This is a genomic window from Nocardia mangyaensis, from assembly GCF_001886715.1.
Classification (GTDB): domain Bacteria; phylum Actinomycetota; class Actinomycetes; order Mycobacteriales; family Mycobacteriaceae; genus Nocardia; species Nocardia mangyaensis.
The window spans coordinates 428,830-451,294 of the sequence record NZ_CP018082.1; the positions used below are offsets into that span (position 1 = coordinate 428,830).

Consider the following 22,465-nt stretch of genomic DNA (forward strand, 5'->3'; position numbering starts at 1 on the left):
GACAGCGACAGTTGTCGGTCCGACGCCCTAGGTTGTACCGAGCACACTGCGGCGTCTGTTGCCAGAATGTCGGAGCAGGAGAGTGAGGGAGCGATGTTCGAGAGGTTCACCGACCGCGCGAGGCGTGTCGTTGTCCTGGCCCAAGAAGAGGCCCGGATGCTCAACCACAACTACATCGGCACCGAGCACATCCTGCTTGGGTTGATCCACGAGGGCGAGGGTGTGGCGGCGAAGTCGCTGGAATCCCTCGGAATCTCGCTGGAGGGTGTGCGCAGCCAGGTCGAGGAGATCATCGGGCAGGGCCAGCAGGCGCCGTCCGGGCACATCCCCTTCACCCCGCGTGCCAAGAAGGTGCTGGAGCTGAGCCTGCGCGAGGCGCTGCAGCTCGGCCACAACTACATCGGTACCGAGCACATCCTGCTCGGTCTCATCCGCGAGGGTGAGGGCGTTGCCGCCCAGGTTCTGGTCAAGCTCGGTGCCGACCTGAACCGTGTCCGCCAGCAGGTCATCCAGCTGCTGTCCGGGTACCAGGGCAAGGAGCCCGTCGAAGGCTCCGGTTCGCGCGGTGAGGCGGGCACTCCGTCCACTTCGCTGGTGCTCGACCAGTTCGGCCGCAACCTCACTCAGGCCGCGCTCGAGGGCAAGCTCGACCCCGTCATCGGCCGCTCGAAGGAAATCGAGCGCGTCATGCAGGTGCTGAGCCGCCGCACCAAGAACAACCCGGTGCTGATCGGCGAGCCCGGTGTCGGTAAGACCGCGGTCGTCGAGGGTCTCGCTCAGGCCATCGTCAACGGTGAGGTCCCCGAGACGCTCAAGGACAAGCAGCTCTACACCCTCGACCTGGGCTCCCTGGTCGCCGGCAGCCGCTACCGCGGTGATTTCGAAGAGCGCCTGAAGAAGGTGCTCAAGGAAATCAACACCCGCGGCGACATCATCCTGTTCATCGACGAGTTGCACACGCTCGTCGGAGCGGGTGCGGCCGAAGGCGCCATCGACGCGGCCTCGATCCTGAAGCCGAAGCTGGCCCGTGGCGAGCTGCAGACCATCGGCGCCACCACCCTCGACGAGTACCGCAAGTACATCGAGAAGGATGCCGCCCTGGAACGCCGTTTCCAGCCGGTGCAGGTGGGCGAGCCGACCGTCGAGCACACCATCAACATCCTCAAGGGCCTGCGCGACCGGTACGAGGCGCATCACCGCGTCTCGATCACCGACAGCGCGCTGGTCGCGGCGGCCACTTTGGCGGACCGCTACATCAACGACCGCTTCCTGCCGGACAAGGCGATCGACCTCATCGACGAGGCGGGCGCGCGCATGCGCATCCGCCGGATGACCGCTCCGCCGGACCTGCGCGACTTCGACGACAAGATCGCCGATGCCCGTCGCGAGAAGGAAAGCGCGATCGACGCGCAGGACTTCGAGAAGGCCGCGCGCTTGCGCGACAAGGAGAAGCAGCTCGTCGCCAAGCGTGCCGAGCGGGAGAAGCAGTGGCGTTCCGGTGATCTGGACGTCGTGGCCGAGGTCGACGACGAGCAGATCGCGGAGGTGCTGGCCAACTGGACCGGTATCCCCGTCTTCAAGCTCACCGAGGAGGAGACCACCCGTCTGCTCCGCATGGAGGACGAGCTGCACAAGCGGATCATCGGCCAGGAGGATGCCGTCAAGGCCGTCTCCAAGGCGATCCGCCGCACGCGCGCCGGTCTGAAGGATCCCAAGCGTCCTTCGGGCTCGTTCATCTTCGCCGGCCCGTCCGGTGTCGGTAAGACCGAGCTGTCCAAGGCGCTGGCGAACTTCCTGTTCGGCGACGACGACGCGCTCATCCAGATCGACATGGGCGAGTTCCACGACCGCTTCACCGCTTCGCGCCTGTTCGGTGCCCCTCCCGGGTACGTGGGCTACGAAGAGGGCGGCCAGCTCACCGAGAAGGTGCGGCGCAAGCCGTTCTCGGTGGTGCTGTTCGACGAGATCGAGAAGGCGCACCAGGAGATCTACAACACCCTCCTGCAGGTGCTCGAGGACGGCCGTCTCACCGACGGTCAGGGTCGTACGGTCGACTTCAAGAACACCGTGCTGATCTTCACCTCGAACCTGGGCACCTCCGACATCTCCAAGGCGGTCGGCCTGGGCTTCACCCAGTCCAACGCCGAGGGCTCGAACTACGAGCGGATGAAGCTCAAGGTCAACGACGAGCTGAAGAAGCACTTCCGCCCCGAGTTCCTCAACCGCATCGACGACGTGATCGTGTTCCACCAGCTCACCAGCGAGCAGATCGTGATGATGGTGGACCTGATGATCGCCCGCGTCGGCAGGCAGCTGAAGAACAAGGACATGGCCATGGAGCTGACCGATCAGGCCAAGAGCCTGCTCGCCAAGCGTGGCTTCGACCCGGTTCTCGGCGCCCGTCCGCTGCGTCGCACGATTCAGCGCGAGATCGAGGACCAGCTCTCGGAGAAGATCCTCTTCGGCGAGATCGGCGCCGGCCAGACCATCACGGTCGACGTCGACAACTGGAACGGCGAGGGTCTCGGCGAGGATGCCAAGTTCACCTTCACCAGCAAGACGAAGCTGACCAAGGCCACCGCGACCGACGACAAGCCCGAGGTCGTCCTCACCGGTGCTGCCGAAGGCACGGCCCCCGAGGCCGCCTCCGGCGAGTAACCAGCTGAACCGACAAGCCCGCTTCCGGCACCACGCCGGGGGCGGGCTTGTTCGTATCGCGGGGTTGGTACCGTGAATTCAGAAGTGGGTTCGCCGTGAGGGGTGTGCTGTGACGCTGGTCGATCCGGATGCGCGCGGTCTCGAGGATGTGCTCGCCGGATTGCAGTGGCGGTTCGCGGGGCGCGACGAATTCGTGCTGTCGACGGGGCAGTGGCAGCACTTGGCCGGGGAGCCGTGTGCGCTCTTCGTGCTCGACGGGCTGATCAGGATCGAGGGGCTGGGGGAGGCCGAGGATCTGGCGAGTGGGGATTTCCTGTTCGTTCCCGGGGGCGACCGGTTCGCGATCAACGCCATGTCGGACGGGGTCGTGCTGTGCGTGCGGCTGGTGCCGGTCACCGTGGGCAGCGCCATGGCCGCCCTGCCGCAGCGGGTGCTGCTCACCGAGTTCGTCGGGCATTCACCGCTCGCCGCGACGATGTTCGGCCACCTGGTTCGACAGTGCCCCGATCCGTTCGGCGTGCAGGGCGACCGGGTCGCGACGCTGATCGCCGCCATGGCCGTCGAGGCGTGGCACACCCGCGGCTGCGCGCCGAAGCGGTGGCTGTTGCGGGTGAACGAACCGGGCGTGGCACGGGCGGTGGCCGCCATGCACGCCGACCCAGGCCAGGACTGGACGGTCGCGGCGCTGGCCAGGATCGCGTTGGCGTCGCGGTCCGGGTTCGCCGCCCGATTCCAGGCCGCGACCGGACACACTCCTGGCCGCTATCTGACTCGGCTTCGGCTCGATCGTGCCCAGCGCTTCCTCGCCGAGAAGGACGCCTCGGTGGCGAACGTGGCCCGCCGCCTGGGCTACAGCTCCGAAACGGCGTTCGGCCGAGCTTTCCGCCGCCACACCGGCCACACGCCATCGGAGTGGCGGCGTGTGGCCGGTGTGAACTCGTAGAGTGCGCGGTGCGGGGCCGCTACTGCCGCGCCCGGGTCAGCGAAACCCGGACCAGCACGCCGCCGGCCACCGCGGCCGCCGCGGCGAGCCAGTAGGTGGGGGCGAGGCCGATGCCGTCCACGCCGCGTCCGCCGACCGCGGAGCCCAGGATGATCGCGGTCTGAAAACCGGCCACCACCAGTCCGCCGCCGGCTTCCATCCGGTCGGGCAGCGCGCGCGCTACCCACACCTGGACGAGATTCAGGATGCCACCGAACGCTGTGCCCCAGAGGACCACGGCGAAGTAGCCGAGGGCGGGTACGGGGCCCGAGGCAATGATCGCGACCAAGGACAGGCCGATGGTGAAAGGAACCGCCACCAGCAGAATGCCGAGGTGCCGGTCGGCCAGTGAGCCGAGGACGAAATTGCCGATCAGGCCGCCGATGCCGAACAGTGCGAGCAGCACCGGAATCACCGTGGGACCGGCACCGAGCAGCTCGTCCAGGGCGGGGCGTACGTAGGTGTATCCGGCGAAATGGCCGCCGATGACCGCGACCACGCCGATCAGGCCCAACGCCACCCCCGGTGACCGCAGCGCGCCACCCAGCGCCCCGAACCCGACCCCCTGGCTCGGTGTGATCGGCGGCAGCATCAGCCGCACCGCGACCGCCGCCGCGACCGCCAGCCCCGCCGCGACGACGAACGCCGTCCGCCACCCCGCGTACGCGCTCAGCAGCACGCCGAGCGGCACACCGGCCACCGTCGCGACCGTGGTCCCCGCGTTCACGATCATCATCGCCTTGCCGAGCCGGGCCGCGGGCACCAACTGTGCCGCGACCGCCAATGCCATCGACCAGTACCCGCCGACGGCGACACCGAGCAGCAACCGCGCCACCAGCAACAACGCGATGTTCGGCGCCACCGCCACCACCAGGTTCGACACCGCCGCCGCGATGGTCAACACGATCAACAAGGTGCGCCGATCGAGTCGCGGAAACACCGACCCCAATCCCAGCGCCGCGGCCAGTGCCGTCAACGCGGTCGCGCTCACCGAGAGCCCGACCACCCCCTCAGCCACGCCGAGATCGTTCGCGATCACGGTCAGCACACCGGGCGGCAGGAACTCCGCGGTCACCAGCGAGAAGCTGCCGAGAAACATTGTGAGCAACGCGGGCCACACCCGGCGGCCCACTCCGGGCGCCGCGGCGCCACCGGTCAAGGTCGTAGTCATGCCAGGGACAACAATCGCAGCCTGGGCACCGCCCGACCGAAACGCCAAGCCGCCCAACCCAAACGCCAGCTTTTCGGCCGCCACTGGAAGTGCGCCACCGCCGCCGATCGTCGGGGCCGGACTCGCCTCGGAGCGGATCGAAATCGACATCGGCGATGGTCAGCCGAGAGCGCAAGCCGCGTGTCCCGGATCCCTCATCCGGTCGCACTCTCGTTCTGCTCGGAGCCCGCCCGCGAGGCTGTCTCGGCCCGCTGGGATTCCACGGGCGAGGAGGCCTCGGTCCGGACAGCCCGCGGAGCGGCAGGTGTGGTGCTCACCGGGCGAGTGGGCAGCCGGGCCGCCACCCGGAACCCGCCGGAGGGCCGCGGCCCGGCGGTCAACGCCCCGCCCAGCGCGTGGGCCCGCTCCCGCATGCCGATGATGCCGTTCCCACCCGGGCCGGTGCGCCCCGCGGTGCTGGTGGGTCGGGTGTTGTCGATGGTGATGTCCACCGATTCGGGGGTGTAGCGCAGGGTGATCGTGGCGTCGGCGCCGGGCGCGTGCCGCACCACATTGGCCAGCGATTCCTGGACGATCCTGGCCGCGGCCACGTCGATCACGCTCGGCAGCTTCTTCGGGGCGCCGATGATCTTGGTGTCCACGGTGAGCCCGGTCGCGCGGGTTCGCGAGAGCAGCGTGTCGAGATCTTCGAGGGTGGGTGTGGGCATCCGCGGCGCCGGGCGCGGCGGCGGGTCGACCGGCGGCGGGGCAGCAGGCGAATCCTCGCGCACCCCAACGGGTTCAGGCGGATCGGGCAGCACCGCTGTTCCGCTGCGGATCGTGTGCAGCAGTGTGTGGACCTCGGCCAGCGCCTCCTTGGAGGTCGTCTTGATGGTCGCCAGCGCGGCCGCCGCCTGCTGCGGCTTGCGGTCGAAGAGCTCGAGCGCGACCGAGGACTGCACATTGATCAGCGAAAGACTGTGCGCGAGAACATCGTGCAGCTCACGGGCAACGGCGAGACGCTCCTCGACGCCCGCCCGCGCCTGTTGCGCCTGCTCGTCGCGCTGGGCGGCCTCGGTCTGCTGCCTGCGCGCGAGCCCCACCGCGCGTCGCTGCCGCACCCCCTCGGCGATCCCGAGGAGCACCCCCGTCCACGCCAGTAGCCCGAACACCGGCCAGACCCCGGTCTCCCGCCCGAGCAGCGCGGGGATCGGCCACACCATCATCAGAAAGCCGAAGGCGACGACCGGGTAAGTGCGCCAGCGTGATCCGGTACCGGCCGCGGTCAAGAAGGCGATCACCGAGGACAGCAGGATCGGGCCGTAGCCGTAGTTGCCGAGCACATAGGTCACCGCGGCGAGCAAGGTCACCAGCAGGACCGGCTCGGGTAGCAGGCGCCGAAATCCGAGCGCGATCGGACCCGCGAGCAGCAACAGGTACGCGAACGCGTCGAGCGAACGCACCCCGGTCTGATGCTCGTTCGCGCCGACGCTACCGACGACCTGGATCACCGCGACGACCACTGCCAGGCCCCAGTCCTGAACGACCGAGCCACGCTCCCACTTCGCAGACGCTCCCACCTCTCTCACCCTATTGCGTGCACCAGCCGTCCGCGTCGGCCTGCGCCCGGAATTCCGATCGGCCCCGCCGGTCCCGGCGACCGCCGCCGCGCACCGCGTCCGGTTTGCCCACCGATCGCCGGTCGATCCGTCCGCCGCGCCGCGTAGTGCCGAAGTCGCCTCGAGACGCAGGCGCGCAACTCGGCGGCATCGTGTCGGCCCGCGTCACCGATCCCGAGTGACGCTGTCGCACACCCGATGCGGTGATCGCCCGGTCACGGCCGGTAGAGTCGGCTGATGGACCAGCCAGTTCGCCCCCCGGACCTGTCCACGCGGCCGCACGAGCTCACGGTCGAGCGCGTGATGAAAGCCTCGCCCGGCCTGCTCTACGCGGCCTGGACCCAAGGCCTCGACCTGTGGCTGGCCGTCCCCGGATCGGTGCTGATGCGTCCCGTGGTGAACGAACCGCTGTACTTCGACACCGGCTCGGCCGACAAGCGCAATCCGCACTACGGCCGCATCCTGACGCTGGAACCGGACCGCCGGATCGAGTTCACCTGGGTCACCGCCGCCACCGACGGCGTCGAGACCGTGGTCGCCGCGGAGTTCCGCAAACAGCCGCGCGGCATCCGGCTGCGGTTGCGCCACTCCGGATTTCCGACCGCCGCCGTACGCGACCTCCATCAGCAGGTGTGGCCCGAGATGCTGGAACGTCTCGACGAGGTCACCAGTGCCGCCCCATGAACCGCGCGTGCGCGAGTAGCTTCGTAACCGGATCGCACGCACCCGAAGCGAAAGGATTGTGAATGCCTACTCGTAGTGCACGAACCACGTGGGCAGGCGGGCTGCAGGATGGCTCGGGCCAGGTCGAACTGGTCAGCTCCAACGTCGGCAAGTTCGACGTGAGCTTCCCGCGCCGCGTGGCCGACACGGCCGAGGGGACCAGCCCGGAGGAGCTGATCGCCGCCGCGCACTCGTCGTGCTACTCGATGGCGCTCTCGGCCGAGATCGCCAACGCGGGCGGCACGCCGGAGAGCCTGGACGTGACCGCCGACGTGACGCTGGGCCCTGACCCCGAGGGCGGCTTCCGGATCAGCAAGATCAAGCTGACCGTGCGGGCCGTCGCGTCCGGCATCGGCGCCGAGGGCTTCTACGCCGCGGCCACCGCCGCCAAGCACGGCTGCCCGGTGAGCAAGGCGCTCGCCGGTGTCGCCGAGGTGGAACTGGACGCCGAGATCATCTGATGTGGCGCCGGGCACGCGTGCGGTCTCGCGCGTGCCCGATCAGCGCTGGGTGAACCAGCGATGGGCGGCCGGGGTGTACATGGCCGGGATCGCGATCACCACGGCCAGGACGTGCACGGCCCGCAGGCTCGCCAGCACGGTGGACTCGGGGGTGTACCCGGCGAACAGCGTGCCGAAATCGTCGGTCGACAACACGACTGCCAGCGGCTCGATGATCAGCGAGACCAGGCCGACCACACCGATACCGACGGTCAGCACCGCGCGCGCGACGCGACTGCCGTTGAGCATGTACAGCGCCACCCCGACGACGGCCAGATAGATCGCGAGCCGGGGCAACAGCCCGGTCGCGGTGGCGCCGAACTCGCCGCCGCCACGCACCGCGCGCAGCAGGCCCTCGGCGACACCGGCGCCGAGCGCGGTCACCAGTCCGGCGAACGCGAGGGTCACCGCGCGGGGGCGGATCGCGCGAACAGCGGGAGCGGAAACGGAAGAGGCAGTGTCGGTCATGACACCGACACTGCCTTTCTCGTATACGCCTCAGGATCACCCTGCGGTAGCGACCTGCTCTGCTACCGGAGTGCTACGCCGAGAAGCGAATTCGGTGAGCGCGGCGAACGCCAGCCCCAGACTCGCCCACAGTGTGGCGGTCTGCGCGAGCGAGGCCACCCGGAACTCCCACAGCAGCGACGCCGGAAAATCGTCGGCCACCTCGTTCACACCGGGCAACACGAGGTAGCCGACCGTGGTGACCAGCACGAACGCCGCCACCCCCGCGATCAACCGGACTGTGCCCAGCTGACTCGCCAGCGCACGGTAGGCCGCGACACCGGCCGTGACCGCGAGCAGACCGAGCACGACGGCGGCCACCCACAGCCAGGTGCGATCGTTGATGGTGTCCGGGTCGCCCACCGCGGGTGGGTTGGCCGGGTACTTGAAGAAGGGCACCGCGACGATCGCCGCCCACGCGAGCACCGCGCCGGTCAACACCAATCGTGGTCCCGAGAGCGTGCTGAACCGCCGGGCGAGATTGATCGCCAGGGCGAACAGCGCGCCGAATGCCATCCCGGCCAGACCGAGCGCGAGGAACTGGCCCGCCTTCTGCCCGGACCGGCTGACCTCCGCCTCGTCGCCGTGGGAGTGCCCCCCGGTGGCTTCTTCTTCGCCGTGACCGTGCTCTGCCGGAGCGGCGGCCTCTTCGATGGCGATCGCGGCGTCGATCCTGGGCTCGCCGACGAAATAGCCCACCGAGGCGGCCAGCAGGCCGGCGATCAGACCGGCCAGCAGGCCGCGCAACAGCAGGGTCTTCAGTGAATCGGTCAGTGGCACGGGACGCCCAGCAGATGACGTCCGTCGTGCATCAGCTCGTGCAGGAACATCCCGCTGCGCGAGACGGCCCCCTGATCGAAACCGACCAGGTACAGCGTGAGCAGAGCGAGCAGAACGACACCGACCGTGACGAGCACGGTTGCCAGGTTGTCGAGGCCGGTGTCCCGGCTGGGTGAATGCGCGATGGCCATTCGGTCCTCCTCAGGGATACGCGTCCCATGGTCGAGTGTGGTGCGCGGGTGCCGGTGTCTGGCTCTCCGGCACCGGGGACCCGGTACGTGGATGACAGTGGCGCGACCGCTCCGGATTCACACCGGATTACCGCGCACCCTCGCGTATGTTCACTCGAACTGTGACAGTCGCCCTGCGTCTGGTCAATACGACCGCGCGCGTGTCCAGCGGAAACGCCGCTATCAGCCCTTGGCTGGGACGTCGAGGACGACCTCGAACTCGAGCAGCGAGGCCCCGGTCGACACCGGCTTGGGCCGCTCGCCCTCGCCACCGTTGCCGGCGTGCGCCGCCCGCGCCGGACCATCGCGCCACGCGGCGAAGGAATCCTCGGAATCCCACTGCGTCACCACGAAATACCGGTTGTCACCGGCGACCGGGCGCAGCAGCTGGAAACCGAGGAAACCGGGGGAGTTCTCCACCGCGTGCGCACGCGCGGCGAATCGCTTCTCCAGCTCCGGGCCGGCACCTTCGGGAATCTCGATCGCATTGATCTTCACAACAGCCATGACCCGACAGTATCTGCGCGCGTTCGAGCGCGGGGCGCGCGGCCCTGACAGGCGTCGAGCACGCAGATCAGCAACCCGGACAGCACGCGTTCTCCGGCACAATCGGCAGGGTGTTGTACGACGAAGGGGGCACCGGCGCCCCGATCCTGCTCCTGCACGGCTTGATGGGCAGCGCGCGCACCTGGACCGATCAGTTGCCGTGGCTGCGCGCGCACGGGCACCTCTACACCGTCGATGCCGCCGGGCATGGTCGCGTCCCGCCCGCCGAGCTCACGACCGAGGCGTTTGTCGCCGATCTGGCCGAGCTCACCGCCGAGATCGGTGAACCGATGGTGATCGTCGGGCACTCGATGGGCGCGCTGCACGGTTGGGTCTTCGCCGCCACCCACCCCGATCGGGTGCGTGCCCTCGTCGTCGAGGACATCGCCCCCGATTTCACCGGCCGCACCGCCGCGCACTGGGCCGCGCTCATCCACTCCTGGCCTCAACCGTTCCCCGACGAGCAGGCGATGCTCGACTACTTCGGCCCGGTCGCGGGCCGCTACTTCCTGCGCGCGTTCACCAGCGCCCCCGACGGCTACCGGCTCCACGGCGCGGTCGACACGTTCCGCGCGATCTCCGAGGAGTGGGGCACCCGCGATTTCTGGACCGAATGGAAGTCGCTCACGGTGCCCGCCCTGCTCATCGAGGGCGAGCACACCATCACCCCGCCGGGGCAGATGCGGACCATGGCCGAGGTCCATCCCGACGCGGAGTACGTGCGCATCGCGGGGGCCGGCCACCTCGTGCACGACGAACAGCCCCAGGCATACCTCGAGCACGTCACCTGCTTTCTGAACCGCGTCCTCCCGTAGCGTCGGCCCTCGGTCAATCCGCGCCGCCCTCGCCCGCGAGAGCGAAGAGGCCGTCGTCGGTTTGCTCGATGAGGCCGTCGACGAGGAGTGAGTCGAGGGCGCGGGCGCGTTGGCCGGGGTCGCGGGTCCACGCCAGGTCAAGGCGGATCTGCTCGACGGGGCCGCTGGCCGCGCGCAGGACGTCGAGGAGCCGTCCGCGCGCCTGGCGGTCGGTGCCCTCGTACTTCTGCACCTTGCGGGCCACCGCGGCTGCCGGACGACCCGCGTCGACCCACGCGCAGTTCGGCAGTGGGCACTGTGCGCAGCGGGGATTGCGGGCCGTGCAGACCAGGGCGCCCAGTTCCATCAACGCCGCCGAGAACTTCGCGGCGTGCGGTACGTCGGTGGGCAGGAGCGTCTCGGTCTCGGCGAGATCGCGCGCGGCAGGATTGCCCGGCTCGCGTCCGTGCACCGCCCGCGCGACCACCCGTCGAACATTGGTGTCCACCACGGGAACTCGCTGACCGTAGGCGAAGCAGGCCACCGCACGGGCAGTGTAGGCGCCGATGCCGGGCAGGCTCAGCAGCACGTCGACATCGGTGGGGACCTCGTCGCCGTGTTCGGTGGCCAGCACCCGCGCGCACTCGTGCAACCGCAGCGCCCGTCGCGGATAGCCGAGCTTGCCCCACGCGCGCAACACCTCGGCCTGCGAGGAGGCCGCCATCGCCGAGGGCACCGGCCAGCGCGCCACCCACTCGCGCCAGATCGGCTCGACCCGGACCACCGGAGTCTGCTGCAGCATGATCTCGCTCATCAGGATGTGCCACGCGCTGGCTTCGGGGCCGCGCCACGGCAGGTCGCGCCCTGTGTCGGTGAACCAGTCAACGAGGACGTCCGCGTCGATACTCACTGTTTCCGTTCCGCCTCAGCCAGGCTCTCTTTGCCGACGCGTAACGCGGCGGACTCGCTGGTAACCATCGGCCTGTGCACAATGGTCGGTATGCCTGGTTCAAATCCGATAAGCGCCTGGAAGTCGCTGCGCGAGGGCAACGAGCGCTTCGTCAACGACACCCTGCTGCATCCTAGCCAGGGCGCCGCCGACCGAGCCAAGCTCGTCAGCGGTCAGCACCCCCACGCGATCCTGTTCGGCTGCGGTGACTCCCGAGTCGCCGCCGAGCTGATCTTCGACCAGGGCCTCGGCGACATGTTCGTGGTCCGCACCGCGGGTCATGTGGTCGACAGCTCGGTGCTCGGCTCGATCGAATACGGCGTCGAGGTGCTCAACGTTCCGCTGATCGTCGTGCTCGGCCACGACAGCTGCGGCGCTGTGAAAGCCACCATCGATGCGCTCGACGGCGGCGAGGTCCCCGGCGGCTTCATCCGCAGCGTGGTCGAACGGGTCACCCCGTCGATCCTCATCGGTCGCCGTGAAGGGCTCACCACCATCGACGAATTCGAGGCACGCCACGTCGAGGAGACCAGCCGTCTGCTCATGCAGCGGTCGATGATCATCTCCCAGCGCGTGGCCACCGGCCAGTGCGCCATCGCCAGCGTCACCTACAAGCTCGCGGACGGGCGGGTGCACCTGCGCCGGACGGTCGGCAATATCGGCGAGGTGGTCTGAACCGGACGAACCAGTCGGGTTCAACGCCGACACGCCGAGGTCATCGAGCGCACGTCCCCGCGCTGCGCTTACCGTTGAGGCGTGCTGGAACCGAATGGACCGCTACCACCGGAGATCTACTGGCGTCGCCGGGCACTCGCCATCGGCGTCATCGTCGTCGCGCTCGCACTGGTGATCTGGCTCGTCACGCTGGTCGCGCGCGGTGGCGACTCCTCCGGCGACCCCGAGGCCGCCGCGACGACGTCGTCGTCCACGACCGCCACCACGTCGTCGGCGTCGAGCAGTACGAGCGAGGCCAGTGCCTCGGCGACACCGAGTGAGTCGGCCACACCGACCACCGATCCCGACGGACCACCGGCAGAGCCGTGTACCGATCAGTCGCTGGCGTTGAAGGTGACCATTGGCCAGCCCACCTATCGGGTGGGTGACCAGCCCAGCTTCGGCACGGTCATCACCAACATCTCCGCCACGCCCTGCGCCCGCGATCTCGGCGCGGGCCCGCAGTTCCTCGTCTACACCCTCGACGGCCAGCGCCGGTTGTGGGCGAGCGAGGACTGCAATCCCGCCGGTCCGCCGGAGATGAAGACGCTCGACGCCGGTGAGCAGCTGTCGTACAAGGGCACCTGGTTCGGCACTACCTCGCAGCCCGAATGCGCCGGCGACCGACTCCCGGTCCCCGCGGGCGCCTACATGGTGGTCGCTCAACTCGGCGCCATCCGCAGCGCCGCGGAGCCTTTCAACCTGGCGGAATAGTTGGAGCGCTGGCGCGCTCGAGTCGCGGCCCCTGGCCCGGCCGCGACCGGCCGACTTCGTCGGCCGCCGCTCCTCGGGGTCGCGGGTGCGGGGCTGGGAGTGCGGTCATGGCGGACTCAGGTGGTGCCGGGTGCGCTGGGAGTGCGGTCATGGCGGACTCGAGGTATCCGACCTCGTGACGGTTGCTGACCGGGTGCGCGCGCATTGTCCGGGTGCGCCGTAGGTCACATGTTCAGGTTCGGTGGATTTGCAGAGTTCGCAGGATGGGGCCGGGTGTCAATGGCTATTGGCGCGGAAATGGCGTGACAGCGCGGAATTCGGGGTTTGCCGCGGCTATTCCACGCCGACCGGTTCGCGGGGTGCGCGAGATTTGCGGAGTTCGGCCAGGCGTAGCGCGGAACGCAGGTCGCTCACCTCGTGGATACGCATCGAGCCGATCTTGGTCTTCTCCGAGCCGGGCGGGACGAGCGCGGTGGTGAAACCCAGTCTCTCGGCCTCGGCCAGGCGCCTGGTGAGCCCGGTGACCTTGCGAACCTCACCGGCCAGACCCACCTCGCCGAGGATCACCCAGCCCGCGGGCAGCGCGATGTCGGCCTCGGCGGAGGCGATGGCGAGCGCGATGGCCAGATCGGCGGTCGGTTCGAGCAGACGCATCCCGCCGACCGTGGCGGCGTACACGTCGTGCTTGCCGAGAAACACCCGTCCCCGGCTCTGCAGCACCGCCAGCACCATCGCCACGCGGTTGTAGTCAAGACCGCTCACCGCCCGACGCGGCTGCGGGATCTCGGTCTTGACGGTCAGCCCCTGCACCTCGGCGACGAGCGGGCGTTTACCGTCCATCGCCACCGTCACCGCCGTGCCGGGCACGGTATCGGTGCGGTGGTGCAGGAACAGCCCGGACGGATCGTCGACACAGGCGATGCCGTCCTCGTGCAGTTCGAAACAGCCCACTTCGTCGGCGCTGCCGAACCGGTTCTTGATGCCGCGGACCATCCGCAGCGAGGAGTTCTTGTCGCCCTCGAACTGCAGCACCACGTCCACCAGGTGCTCGAGCGTGCGCGGCCCGGCCACATTGCCGTCCTTGGTGACATGGCCGACCAGCAGCACCGCGATCCCGGTGGCCTTGGCCAGCGAGGTCAACGCCGCCGTCACCGCGCGCACCTGGGTGACACCGCCGATCACCCCGTCCACCTCGGGCGCCAGCATGGTCTGCACCGAGTCGACCACCAGCAGTGTCGGGCGCACCTGTTCCACATGTCCGAGCACGATCGACAGATCCGATTCGGCCGCCAGATACACCCGGTCGTGCACCGCCCCGGTTCGGTCGGCGCGCAGCCGCACCTGCCCCGCGGACTCCTCGGCGGTCACATACAGCGCGGTCGCCTCGCGCTGGGCCGCCCACCGGAAGGCCACCTCGAGCAACAGCGTCGACTTGCCGACGCCGGGTTCACCCGAGAGCAGCACCACCGAGCCGGGCACCACACCGCCGCCGAGCACCCGATCGAGCTCACTGACCCCCGTCGACCTGGCCTGGGTGACCTTGGAGTCGATCTGCGACAGCGGCGCCGCCGCGGTGGTCGGCAGCATGGCGCGCCGTCCCGGTGCCGCGGCGGCCGCCGAGACGGCCGCCTCGTTCACCGTGCCCCAGGCACCGCAATCCGGGCACTTACCCACCCATTTGGACACCTCGTGCGAGCACGCGGAGCAACGGAAGACTGCTTTGGACTTGGCCACACGCGCACCCTACGGACCCGTCCCGACAAAAAGGAGCAGCCGCCGCGGTGGACCGCGACGGCTGCTCGATTCGGCTGACTCAGTGCCCGCCGCCGCTGCCCTCGGGCGCGGGACCGGACTTCTCGTTCTCGATGCGCTCGACCTCGGCGGCGTCGACCGGGACCGACACCTGCACGGTGCCCGCGTCCTTGAAGTTGAAGGTGACGTTGTAGGTCAGACCGGGGGAGATGGCCTCGGTCAGGCCGGTGATCTCGATGGTGGCCGGGTCGGCCTCCGGGTCGATGGACGGGGTGTCACCGTCGGTCGTCGTGGTCGGTGCGGCGGTCGTGGTCGGTGCGGCCGAGGTGGCGCCGTCAGCTCCCGACTCGGTCGTGCCCGGAGCCGCGACCACGGTCTGCTGCGGAGCGAGCACGAACGTGGTGTCACCCGTGGGGCCGGTGATGCTGACCTGACCCAGATCGGTGCTGATGCTGGTCAGCTCATCGGTGACCGTCTCGCTGTTGTTGACGATCGACAGCGCGAGCACCGCCTTGCCACCCTTGTCGTGCTCGGCGGTGGCCTCCGGGTACACGATGAACACGTTGCGCAGGGCGATGTCGCCGATGTCGGCGTTGTTGCCGTTGATGGCGGCCGCCTGCGACGAGGTCTGGGTGTGCTGACCGGCGCTGCAGCCGGTCAAGGCGAGGCCCGCGGCAGCGGCGAGCGCGGCAACCGTCACCATGCGACGTCGCGCCGACGGGGCGGTCACAGCTTTCAGGGCAGTCACGGTTTGTCCTCCATGTCGACCGGGCTCACTCCGTTCCACACGGCGGATCGGAGGGTAGTAACTAGGCAGCGTAGTAGTTCGCTTCGCGCGCGTGGCGGCGGGGCTCGCGACGCGCGGGCGCGGAAGTAACAGTTCGGTGTCCGGAGCGGAGTTGCCCGATCGGTGCCGGGCGGTACGCTCCCGCTATCCGGTCCCTGTGCTGGTCGTTAACCCGTTCTGGCGCAACGCAATGCACACCGATTCTTTCTTGTCAACCCCTACGATGGCCTCGTTGTGGCCCTGACCTGCACAGTTGATCGCGCCGTTATCGAGTCGCATGTTAAACTGTGAACATCGAAAGGGGCACGGGACACATGATTTTTAAGGTCGGAGACACCGTCGTTTACCCCCACCACGGAGCGGCGCTGATCGAAGCAATCGAGACCCGCACCATCAAGGGTGTGCAGAAAGAGTATCTGGTCCTGAAGGTTGCGCAAGGCGACCTGACCGTTCGGGTTCCCGCGGAGAACGCCGAATATGTCGGCGTCCGTGACGTCGTCGGCCAAGAAGGTCTCGACCGCGTCTTCCAGGTGCTGCGCGCGCCACACACGGAGGAGCCGACCAACTGGTCCCGCCGTTACAAGGCCAACCTCGAGAAACTCGCCTCCGGCGATGTGAACAAGGTGGCCGAGGTCGTGCGTGATCTGTGGCGTCGTGAGCAGGATCGCGGGCTGTCCGCCGGTGAGAAGCGGATGCTTGCCAAGGCTCGTCAGATCCTCGTCGGCGAGCTCGCGCTCGCCGAGGGCACCGACGACGGCAAGGCCGAATCGCTGCTCGACGAGGTCCTCGCCGCGGCTTCCTAGAGTGCGACCTGTCGTAGCACTGGTCCCTGCCGCCGGTCGCGGCGTGCGCCTGGGTGAACCCACCCCGAAGGCGTTCGTCCCGGTCGGCGGCATACCTATGGTCAAGCTGGCTGTCGAGGGGCTGATCGCGTCCGGTGCGGTGCACCGCGTCGTCGTGGTCGTCCCCGCCGAGCTCCTCGACGCCGCGACCGCACTGCTGTCCACCACATCACTGCCCGGCGGTTCGATGCCCCCTGTGCCGGTGCAGGTCGTTGTCGGCGGTGCCGAGCGCACCGATTCGGTGCGCGCCGGAATCGCCGCCGCGCCCGACGCCGAGGCCTATCTCGTGCACGACGCCGCACGCGCGCTCACTCCGCCGGAGCTGATCGCACGGGTGGCCGCCGAGCTGCGCGCGGGTGGTCGCGCCGTCGTGCCCGCGCTGCCCGTCGTCGACACCGTCAAAGCGGTCGACGACGCGGGCATCGTCACCGGCACCCCCGATCGCGCCCACTTGCGCGCCATCCAGACACCCCAGGGCTTCGCCGCCGAGCTGCTGCGTCGCGCCTACACCACCGAGGTCGGCGCCACCGACGACGCGGGCCTGGTCGAACGCCTCGGCGTCGCCGTGCGCACAGTCCCCGGCGACCCGCTGGCCTTCAAGATCACCACCCCGCTCGACCTGCGCCTGGCCGAGGCGTTGCTCGCCGACGATGCCGCCCAGCGGGCACCGAGCGCCCGATCCGAACAGGCGGTCGCCCGATGAGAGTCGGCATCGGCAGCGATGTGCACCCCATCGAGCAGGGCCGTCCCTGCTGGATGGCCGGTCTGCTGTTCCCCGATGCCGATGGCTGCGCCGGGCACTCCGACGGTGATGTCGCCGCCCACGCCCTGTGCGACGCGCTGCTCTCGGCGGCCGGCCTGGGCGATGTCGGCGCCGTCTTCGGCGTCGGCCGTCCCGAGTGGGCCGGGGTCACCGGTTCGGCCATGCTCACCGAGGTCCGCAGGCTGCTGGCCGAGGAGGGTTTCACCGTCGTCAACGCCGCGGTGCAGGTCATCGGCAATCGCCCGAAGATCGGCCCGCGCCGTGCCGAGGCGCAGAAAGTGCTCGGCGAACTGCTCGACGCGCCCGTCTCGGTATCGGGTACCACCACCGACGGACTGGGCCTGACCGGTCGCGGCGAGGGCATCGCGGCCATCGCCACCTGTCTGCTCACAGCGTGTTCGTAGCCCGAACGGGCTTCGACGTTCCACCGCGCCATCGCACCCCACGCCGCTTCATACACCATCGCCGCCGTCGCGGCGAGTCATGAACCAGCCGGTCAACCCCACTCTCATCCCACCGACTAGGATCGAATGCCGTGACCTTGCGCCTTTTTGACACCGACACGCGGACCCTGCGGGAATTCACCCCGCTGGTCCCCGGCCGTGCCTCGGCGTATCTGTGTGGGGCCACCGTGCAGGGCCAGCCCCATATCGGTCATGTGCGCAGTGGCGTCGCCTTCGACGTGCTGCGTCGCTGGCTGCTCGCGCACGATTACGACGTGCTGTTCATCCGCAATGTCACCGACATCGACGACAAGATCCTCATCAAGGCCGCCGAGGCGGGTAGGCCCTGGTGGGAGTGGGCGGCGACGCACGAGCGCGCCTTCGACGCCGCCTACGCGACGCTCGGTGTGCTGCCGCCCTCGGCCGAGCCGCGCGCCACCGGCCACATCACCCAGATGGTCGGGCTGATGGAACGGCTGATCGAGCGTGGGCACGCCTACGCCTGCGATGGTGACGTCTATTTCGACGTGCTCAGCTGGCCGAATTACGGCGAACTGTCCGGCCACCGGCTCGACGACGTGCACCAGGGCGAAGCGCCCACCCGCGGAAAACGCGATCCGCGCGATTTCACGCTGTGGAAAGCGGCCAAACCGGGTGAACCGAGCTGGCCGTCACCGTGGGGCCCCGGCCGCCCCGGCTGGCACCTGGAATGCTCGGCGATGGCCGAGTTCTATCTCGGACCGGAATTCGATATCCATTGCGGTGGAATGGATCTGGTTTTCCCGCACCACGAGAACGAGATCGCTCAGTCCAAGGCGGCCGGTGACGGTTTCGCCCGTTACTGGTTGCACAACGGCTGGGTGACGATGGGCGGGGAGAAAATGTCGAAGTCGCTCGGCAATGTGCTCTCGGTACCGAATGTGCTCACCCGGGTCCGCCCGGTGGAATTGCGTTTCTATCTGGGCAGCGCGCATTACCGGTCGATGCTCGAATACTCCGACAAGGCGCTCGACGACGCGGTCGCCTCGTATCAGCGCGTCGAGGCCTTCGTGCACCGGGTGCTCGATCGCGCGGGTGAGGTGCCGATCGGGAAATGGACCGACGCCTTCGCCGCCGCGCTCGACGACGATCTGGCGGTCCCGAAGGCGCTGGCCGAGATCCACCACGTGGTGCACGAGGGCAACCGCGCGCTGGAGGCCGGTGCGCTCGAGACCGCGGTCGAGCTGGCGGGCCAGGTGCGCGCGATGCTCGGCATCCTCGGCGTCGACCCGCTCGACCAACACTGGTACACCGCCGCCGACAACTCGGCGGCGCTCGACGCGCTCGACGTCCTGGTCCGCTCCGAGCTGGACCGCCGGGCGGGCGCGCGAGCGGAGAAGAACTGGGCAGAAGCCGATGCCGCACGGGATCGGCTCATCACCGCGGGTATCGAGGTCACCGATACCCCGCAGGGGCCGGAATGGTCGCTGGGCGCGGCTAGCGGAAAGGCGAACTGATGGCAGGCAATTCACAGCGACGCGGAGCGGTTCGGAAGGGCGGTACCAAGAAGGGTGCCGTCGTGGGCACCGGTGGCAAGCGCCGCCGGGGGCTGGAGGGCAGGGGCGCGACCCCGCCCGCCGTGGAGCGCACCAAGCATCCGGCCGCCAAGCGAGCCGCGGCCGCCGCCAAAGCCAAAGCGGCACAGGGCCGTCCGACCGGTAAGTCCGGGGTGCCGCGTGCGGGGCGCAAGTCCGACGAGGGGCCCGAGTTGGTGCTCGGCCGCAACCCGGTGCTCGAGTGTCTGCGCGCCGAGGTCCCGGCGACCGCCCTCTACGTCGCGGTCGGCACCGAGAACGACGACCGGCTTTCCGAGAGCGTGCAGCGCGCCGCCGACCTCGGCATCTCCATCCTCGAGGTGCCGCGTACCGATCTGGATCGGTTGAGCGCCAACGGGATGCACCAGGGCGTCGCCCTGCAGGTGCCGCCGTACCGCTACGCCCATCCCGACGACCTGATGGACAAGGTGAAGACCTCGGGCGAACCCGGCCTCGTCGTCGCCCTCGACAACATCTCCGACCCGCGCAACCTCGGCGCCGTCATCCGCTCGGTCGCCGCGTTCGGCGGCCAGGGCGTGGTGATCCCGCAGCGTCGCAGTGCCAGCGTCACCGCGGTGGCCTGGCGCACCAGCGCCGGTGCGGCCGCGCGGCTGCCCGTCGCCAGGGCGACCAACCTGACCCGCACGCTCAAGGACTGGGCCGCCCAGGGCTTCCAGATCGTCGGCCTCGACGCGGGCGGCGACACCACCCTCGACGAGTTCGACGCCAGCGTCCCGACGGTGGTCGTGGTCGGCTCCGAGGGCAAGGGTCTCTCGCGCCTGGTGCGGGAGAACTGCGACTCGATCCTCGGCATCCCGATGGCCGGTCCGGTCGAGTCCCTCAATGCCTCGGTCGCCGCCGGTGTCGTCCTCGCCGAGATCGCGCGCCAGCGGCGTATTCTCTGAGCTGTGTTTTTTGGAGCGCTGGCGCGCGACCGGCCGACTTCGTCGGCCGCCGCTCCTCGGTGTCGCGGGTGCGGGGTTGGGTGTGATGGGAAGTGTTGGCGTGCTCGGGTCGCGGCGGCCTCGAAGGGCGCGGGTGTGGAGCTGGGCCATACTGCGTAGGCGCGGTACGGCGTCAGGTGCCCTCCGACACAGTAGAATTCGAAGCCGTGGCCATTCCCAATCAGCCGATCGGCGAGACGGTCGAGCACCCGCAAGCCAACATGATCCTCGTGCTCGGGTTGATCAGCCCGTTCTGCTGCGGGATCCTCGGCCCGATCGCCTGGGCGCTCGGCAAGCGGGCGCTCAACGATATCGACGGGTCCTACGGCAGGCTCAGCGGTCGGCCGCAGGTGCTGATCGGCTATGTGGCGGGGATCATCGGCAGCATCCTGATGCTGCTGATGGCCCTGCTGTACCTGCTCGGTTCGTGCAACGGGAACTTCTGAGCGTCAGTCCAGCCGTGGTGGCTCGCCGGGCGCGTCCCAGGCGGGCCACTCGGCGCTGATGCTGCCGGTCCAGCTCGGCTGACGGCGTTCGCGGAACGCGGCCATCGCCTCGCCGCCGTCGACACTCTTGGCGACGTGCGCATTGAGCTCGGACTCGAGCTGCCCGACGACGGCCGGGGTCATCCCGAGACCCTCCCAGAGCAGTCGCTTGGTGAGCGCGACCGGCAGCGGCGCGGGTCCGCCGGCGATGTCCTGGGCCACGGCCAGCGCGGTCGTCAGTACCTCGGCGGCGGGCAGGCTGGCATTGGCCAGCCCCATCGACTTGGCCTCGTCACCGTCGAAGGTGCGGCCGGTGAGCATGATGTCGGCGGCATTGGCCAGCCCGGCCAGCCGCGGCACCGTCCAGTGCGCGTAGCCGTCGGCCAGCACGCCGCGGCGCACCTGACTGAGCCCGTACACCGCGTCGCGGGCGAAGTACCGCAGATCGCACTGCAGGGCCAGCGCCAAGCCGATTCCGACGGCGTGGCCGTTGACGGCGGCGATCACCGGTTTGCGCACCTGCCACGGCGGCGGGTCGAGGGTGGCACTCACCTCGCCCGCCCGTGCGGACAGGTCGGCGCCCGCGCAGAACGCGGGCGCGGTGCCGGTGATGACGACGGCGCGGATCGCGTCCTCGGCGTCGCATCGGCGGAGCGCGGCGCTGAGTTCGGCGGCCATCGTCGGGGTGACGGCGTTCTGCTGGGCGGGACGGTTGAGTGTCAGCACGGCGACTCCGGCGGAGACGTCGACGAGCAGTTCCGAACTCATGGGTCCGAATGGTACTAGCGGCGACCGGTCGGCCTCGGAGGTGGAGCGGTCATTCGCGGAGCAGATGGCGGCCGATGGCGTACTTGTGCACCTCGGTCGGCCCGTCGTAGAGGCGGAACGCGCGCATGTCCCGGAACAGCATCTCGACCACGGTCTCGTCGCTGATCCCGATCCCGCCGAGGACCTGCACGCAGCGATCGGTGACCTTGAACAGCTCCTCGGAGACGTACGACTTGGCCATCGACGATTCGTGCCTGGCCTGGTGCCCCTGGTCCATCAGCCAGCAGCTGTGCCAGATGGTCAGCCGGCACTGGTGCAGCGCCACCTCGTTGTCGGCGAGCATGAACGACACGCCCTCGTGCTCGCCGATCGGCTTGCCGAAGGCGGTGCGCGTGCGCGCGTAGTCGATGGCGATGCTCTGCGCCCGTTCGGCGGCACCGAGCCAGCGCATACAGTGCGTGAGCCGTGCCGGTGCCAGCCGCAGCTGGGCGTAGCGCAGGGCCTGCCCGGTGCGGCCGAGCACGGCCGAGGCGGGCAGGGTGAGGTTGTCGAAGCGCACCACCGCGTGCCCGCCGACGTAGTTGCGGTCCATCGTGTTCATGAGCCGCTCGATCACGATGCCCGCCGCGTCACCCTCGGTGAGGAACAGCGTCGGCCCGGCGGGCAGGTGCGGGTTCTCGGCCAGCAGGGCCATGATGATCCACGTCTTGGCGCCGTCGGCACCGGTGATCAGCCACTTGCGTCCGTTGAGCACGAAGTTCTCACCGTCGAACACGGCTTCGGTGCTGAGCTGGCCGGGATCCGAACCCGCCCCACCGGGTTCGGTCATGGCGAACACCGAGCGCTGTTCGCCACGGATCACCGGCATCAGGTACTGATCGACCTGGTCCGGGTCGGCGATCTTGCCGAGCAGGAACATGTTGCCTTCGTCGGGCGCGGCGCAGTTCATCGCGACCGGCCCCAGCGTCGACCAGCCCGCGGCCTCGTAGACCAGCGCCTGCTCGAGATGGCTGAGCCCGAGACCGCCGTATTCCACGGGTGCCTGTACGGTCAGCAACTTCTCGGCGCGGGCCAGTTCGACGAGTTCGGCGCGCAGGTCGTCGGTCGGCCCGTGTGCGGTGAGCCGGGGATCGCGCTCGAACGGCACGATCTGCTCGGTGACGAAGTGGCGGACCCGATCGCGCAGCGCCGCGAGATCGTCGGGCACGGAGAAATCGATCATGGGTTGCATTGTGCGCGGC

At 69.2% G+C, this 22,465-nt stretch carries 24 protein-coding genes and 1 riboswitch; of the genes, 13 read left to right on the plus strand and 11 right to left on the minus strand.

All coding sequences use genetic code 11. From position 1 onward, the window contains the following. Positions 1–93 precede the first annotated feature (93 nt). A complete protein-coding gene (locus BOX37_RS01935; protein WP_071931110.1) occupies positions 94–2,658 on the plus strand; it encodes an ATP-dependent Clp protease ATP-binding subunit in 2,565 nt (854 codons plus the stop codon). A 109-nt stretch (positions 2,659–2,767) separates the two neighbouring features. Continuing rightward, positions 2,768–3,601 (plus strand): helix-turn-helix domain-containing protein, encoded by an 834-nt coding sequence (locus BOX37_RS01940; protein ID WP_071925946.1) that lies wholly within the window; start codon positions 2,768–2,770, stop codon positions 3,599–3,601. A gap of 19 nt (positions 3,602–3,620) precedes the next feature. Here BOX37_RS01940 and BOX37_RS01945 read toward each other — a convergent pair whose 3' ends face one another. After that, positions 3,621–4,811 carry an MFS transporter gene (locus tag BOX37_RS01945; protein WP_071925947.1) on the minus strand — a complete coding sequence of 397 codons (1,191 nt, stop codon included), beginning with the start codon at positions 4,809–4,811 and terminating at the stop codon, positions 3,621–3,623. Positions 4,812–5,005: 194 nt separating this feature from the next. Continuing rightward, positions 5,006–6,370 carry a sensor histidine kinase gene (locus BOX37_RS01950; RefSeq protein WP_240505169.1) on the minus strand — a complete coding sequence of 455 codons (1,365 nt, stop codon included), beginning with the start codon at positions 6,368–6,370 and terminating at the stop codon, positions 5,006–5,008. A 276-nt stretch (positions 6,371–6,646) separates the two neighbouring features. On the opposite strand from BOX37_RS01950, the gene BOX37_RS01955 reads away from it, so the two are divergent. After that, positions 6,647–7,093 carry an SRPBCC family protein gene (locus BOX37_RS01955; protein WP_071925949.1) on the plus strand — a complete coding sequence of 149 codons (447 nt, stop codon included), beginning with the start codon at positions 6,647–6,649 and terminating at the stop codon, positions 7,091–7,093. Between the two features lie 62 nt (positions 7,094–7,155). After that, positions 7,156–7,593, plus strand: coding sequence for an OsmC family peroxiredoxin (locus BOX37_RS01960; protein WP_071925950.1), 438 nt, complete (start codon positions 7,156–7,158; stop codon positions 7,591–7,593). A gap of 39 nt (positions 7,594–7,632) precedes the next feature. Here BOX37_RS01960 and BOX37_RS01965 read toward each other — a convergent pair whose 3' ends face one another. The 4 genes from BOX37_RS01965 to BOX37_RS01980 all read right to left on the minus strand — a co-directional run bounded on the left by BOX37_RS01965 (position 7,633) and on the right by BOX37_RS01980 (position 9,656). Further along, complete coding sequence (locus tag BOX37_RS01965) at positions 7,633–8,100, minus strand: hypothetical protein (protein WP_071925951.1); 468 nt, start codon at positions 8,098–8,100, stop codon at positions 7,633–7,635. A gap of 36 nt (positions 8,101–8,136) precedes the next feature. Next, positions 8,137–8,919, minus strand: a complete 783-nt coding sequence (locus BOX37_RS01970) for a CbtA family protein (protein ID WP_071925952.1) — start codon at positions 8,917–8,919, stop codon at positions 8,137–8,139. Continuing rightward, positions 8,910–9,110, minus strand: a complete 201-nt coding sequence (locus BOX37_RS01975; RefSeq protein WP_071925953.1) for a CbtB domain-containing protein — start codon at positions 9,108–9,110, stop codon at positions 8,910–8,912. The genes BOX37_RS01970 and BOX37_RS01975 overlap by 10 nt, the downstream gene beginning before the upstream one ends. 32 nt (positions 9,111–9,142) lie before the next feature. After that, positions 9,143–9,295: riboswitch (cobalamin riboswitch) on the minus strand. A 37-nt stretch (positions 9,296–9,332) separates the two neighbouring features. Next, positions 9,333–9,656, minus strand: a complete 324-nt coding sequence (locus BOX37_RS01980) for an antibiotic biosynthesis monooxygenase family protein (RefSeq protein WP_071925954.1) — start codon at positions 9,654–9,656, stop codon at positions 9,333–9,335. Positions 9,657–9,766: 110 nt separating this feature from the next. On the opposite strand from BOX37_RS01980, the gene BOX37_RS01985 reads away from it, so the two are divergent. Further along, positions 9,767–10,510 carry an alpha/beta fold hydrolase gene (locus BOX37_RS01985; protein ID WP_071925955.1) on the plus strand — a complete coding sequence of 248 codons (744 nt, stop codon included), beginning with the start codon at positions 9,767–9,769 and terminating at the stop codon, positions 10,508–10,510. Between the two features lie 13 nt (positions 10,511–10,523). Here BOX37_RS01985 and BOX37_RS01990 read toward each other — a convergent pair whose 3' ends face one another. Beyond that, positions 10,524–11,399 carry an HhH-GPD family protein gene (locus BOX37_RS01990; protein WP_071925956.1) on the minus strand — a complete coding sequence of 292 codons (876 nt, stop codon included), beginning with the start codon at positions 11,397–11,399 and terminating at the stop codon, positions 10,524–10,526. Between the two features lie 90 nt (positions 11,400–11,489). Here BOX37_RS01990 and BOX37_RS01995 point away from each other — a divergent pair, with 90 nt between their 5' ends. After that, positions 11,490–12,113: a carbonic anhydrase gene (locus tag BOX37_RS01995; protein ID WP_071931111.1), complete on the plus strand. Its 624-nt coding sequence runs from the start codon at positions 11,490–11,492 to the stop codon at positions 12,111–12,113. A gap of 81 nt (positions 12,114–12,194) precedes the next feature. Then, complete coding sequence (locus BOX37_RS02000) at positions 12,195–12,866, plus strand: hypothetical protein (protein ID WP_071925957.1); 672 nt, start codon at positions 12,195–12,197, stop codon at positions 12,864–12,866. A gap of 333 nt (positions 12,867–13,199) precedes the next feature. On the opposite strand, the gene radA is transcribed toward BOX37_RS02000, so the two are convergent. After that, a complete protein-coding gene (gene radA / locus BOX37_RS02005) occupies positions 13,200–14,600 on the minus strand; it encodes a DNA repair protein RadA (RefSeq protein ID WP_071925958.1) in 1,401 nt (466 codons plus the stop codon). Between the two features lie 79 nt (positions 14,601–14,679). Beyond that, positions 14,680–15,366 carry a copper chaperone PCu(A)C domain-containing protein gene (locus BOX37_RS02010; protein ID WP_338039839.1) on the minus strand — a complete coding sequence of 229 codons (687 nt, stop codon included), beginning with the start codon at positions 15,364–15,366 and terminating at the stop codon, positions 14,680–14,682. 353 nt (positions 15,367–15,719) lie between these two features. Here BOX37_RS02010 and carD point away from each other — a divergent pair, with 353 nt between their 5' ends. The 6 genes from carD (at position 15,720) to BOX37_RS02040 (ending at position 20,417) form a co-directional block, all read left to right on the plus strand. Next, positions 15,720–16,208, plus strand: coding sequence for an RNA polymerase-binding transcription factor CarD (carD, locus tag BOX37_RS02015; RefSeq protein WP_019044685.1), 489 nt, complete (start codon positions 15,720–15,722; stop codon positions 16,206–16,208). A 1-nt stretch (position 16,209) separates the two neighbouring features. Then, positions 16,210–16,950 (plus strand): 2-C-methyl-D-erythritol 4-phosphate cytidylyltransferase, encoded by a 741-nt coding sequence (gene ispD, locus BOX37_RS02020; RefSeq protein ID WP_071925959.1) that lies wholly within the window; start codon positions 16,210–16,212, stop codon positions 16,948–16,950. Next, complete coding sequence (gene ispF, locus BOX37_RS02025; RefSeq protein ID WP_071925960.1) at positions 16,947–17,414, plus strand: 2-C-methyl-D-erythritol 2,4-cyclodiphosphate synthase; 468 nt, start codon at positions 16,947–16,949, stop codon at positions 17,412–17,414. The genes ispD and ispF overlap by 4 nt, the downstream gene beginning before the upstream one ends. A gap of 131 nt (positions 17,415–17,545) precedes the next feature. Further along, positions 17,546–18,949 (plus strand): cysteine--tRNA ligase, encoded by a 1,404-nt coding sequence (cysS, locus tag BOX37_RS02030; protein ID WP_071925961.1) that lies wholly within the window; start codon positions 17,546–17,548, stop codon positions 18,947–18,949. Beyond that, positions 18,949–19,932: a 23S rRNA (guanosine(2251)-2'-O)-methyltransferase RlmB gene (gene rlmB / locus BOX37_RS02035; protein WP_071925962.1), complete on the plus strand. Its 984-nt coding sequence runs from the start codon at positions 18,949–18,951 to the stop codon at positions 19,930–19,932. Before cysS ends, rlmB begins: the two co-directional genes overlap by 1 nt. Positions 19,933–20,138: 206 nt before the next feature. Beyond that, complete coding sequence (locus BOX37_RS02040; protein ID WP_071925963.1) at positions 20,139–20,417, plus strand: DUF4190 domain-containing protein; 279 nt, start codon at positions 20,139–20,141, stop codon at positions 20,415–20,417. A gap of 3 nt (positions 20,418–20,420) precedes the next feature. On the opposite strand, the gene BOX37_RS02045 is transcribed toward BOX37_RS02040, so the two are convergent. Further along, the gene (locus BOX37_RS02045; RefSeq protein ID WP_071925964.1) at positions 20,421–21,224 is read right to left on the minus strand and encodes an enoyl-CoA hydratase/isomerase family protein; all 804 of its coding nucleotides are present in this window, start codon (positions 21,222–21,224) and stop codon (positions 20,421–20,423) included. Positions 21,225–21,273: 49 nt separating this feature from the next. Continuing rightward, positions 21,274–22,446 carry an acyl-CoA dehydrogenase family protein gene (locus BOX37_RS02050; RefSeq protein ID WP_071925965.1) on the minus strand — a complete coding sequence of 391 codons (1,173 nt, stop codon included), beginning with the start codon at positions 22,444–22,446 and terminating at the stop codon, positions 21,274–21,276. Positions 22,447–22,465: the final 19 nt, after the last annotated feature.

Coding starts and splice junctions, on each gene's coding strand:
- BOX37_RS01935 (WP_071931110.1), top strand. CDS start 94: ATGTTCGAGAGGTTCACCGACCGCGCGAGGCGTGTCGTTGTCCTGGCC.
- BOX37_RS01945 (WP_071925947.1), bottom strand. CDS start 4,811: ATGACTACGACCTTGACCGGTGGCGCCGCGGCGCCCGGAGTGGGCCGC.
- BOX37_RS01955 (WP_071925949.1), top strand. CDS start 6,647: ATGGACCAGCCAGTTCGCCCCCCGGACCTGTCCACGCGGCCGCACGAG.
- BOX37_RS01960 (WP_071925950.1), top strand. CDS start 7,156: ATGCCTACTCGTAGTGCACGAACCACGTGGGCAGGCGGGCTGCAGGAT.
- BOX37_RS01965 (WP_071925951.1), bottom strand. CDS start 8,100: ATGACCGACACTGCCTCTTCCGTTTCCGCTCCCGCTGTTCGCGCGATC.
- BOX37_RS01975 (WP_071925953.1), bottom strand. CDS start 9,110: ATGGCCATCGCGCATTCACCCAGCCGGGACACCGGCCTCGACAACCTG.
- BOX37_RS01980 (WP_071925954.1), bottom strand. CDS start 9,656: ATGGCTGTTGTGAAGATCAATGCGATCGAGATTCCCGAAGGTGCCGGC.
- BOX37_RS01995 (WP_071931111.1), top strand. CDS start 11,490: ATGCCTGGTTCAAATCCGATAAGCGCCTGGAAGTCGCTGCGCGAGGGC.
- carD (WP_019044685.1), top strand. CDS start 15,720: ATGATTTTTAAGGTCGGAGACACCGTCGTTTACCCCCACCACGGAGCG.
- ispF (WP_071925960.1), top strand. CDS start 16,947: ATGAGAGTCGGCATCGGCAGCGATGTGCACCCCATCGAGCAGGGCCGT.
- rlmB (WP_071925962.1), top strand. CDS start 18,949: ATGGCAGGCAATTCACAGCGACGCGGAGCGGTTCGGAAGGGCGGTACC.
- BOX37_RS02045 (WP_071925964.1), bottom strand. CDS start 21,224: ATGAGTTCGGAACTGCTCGTCGACGTCTCCGCCGGAGTCGCCGTGCTG.
- BOX37_RS02050 (WP_071925965.1), bottom strand. CDS start 22,446: ATGATCGATTTCTCCGTGCCCGACGATCTCGCGGCGCTGCGCGATCGG.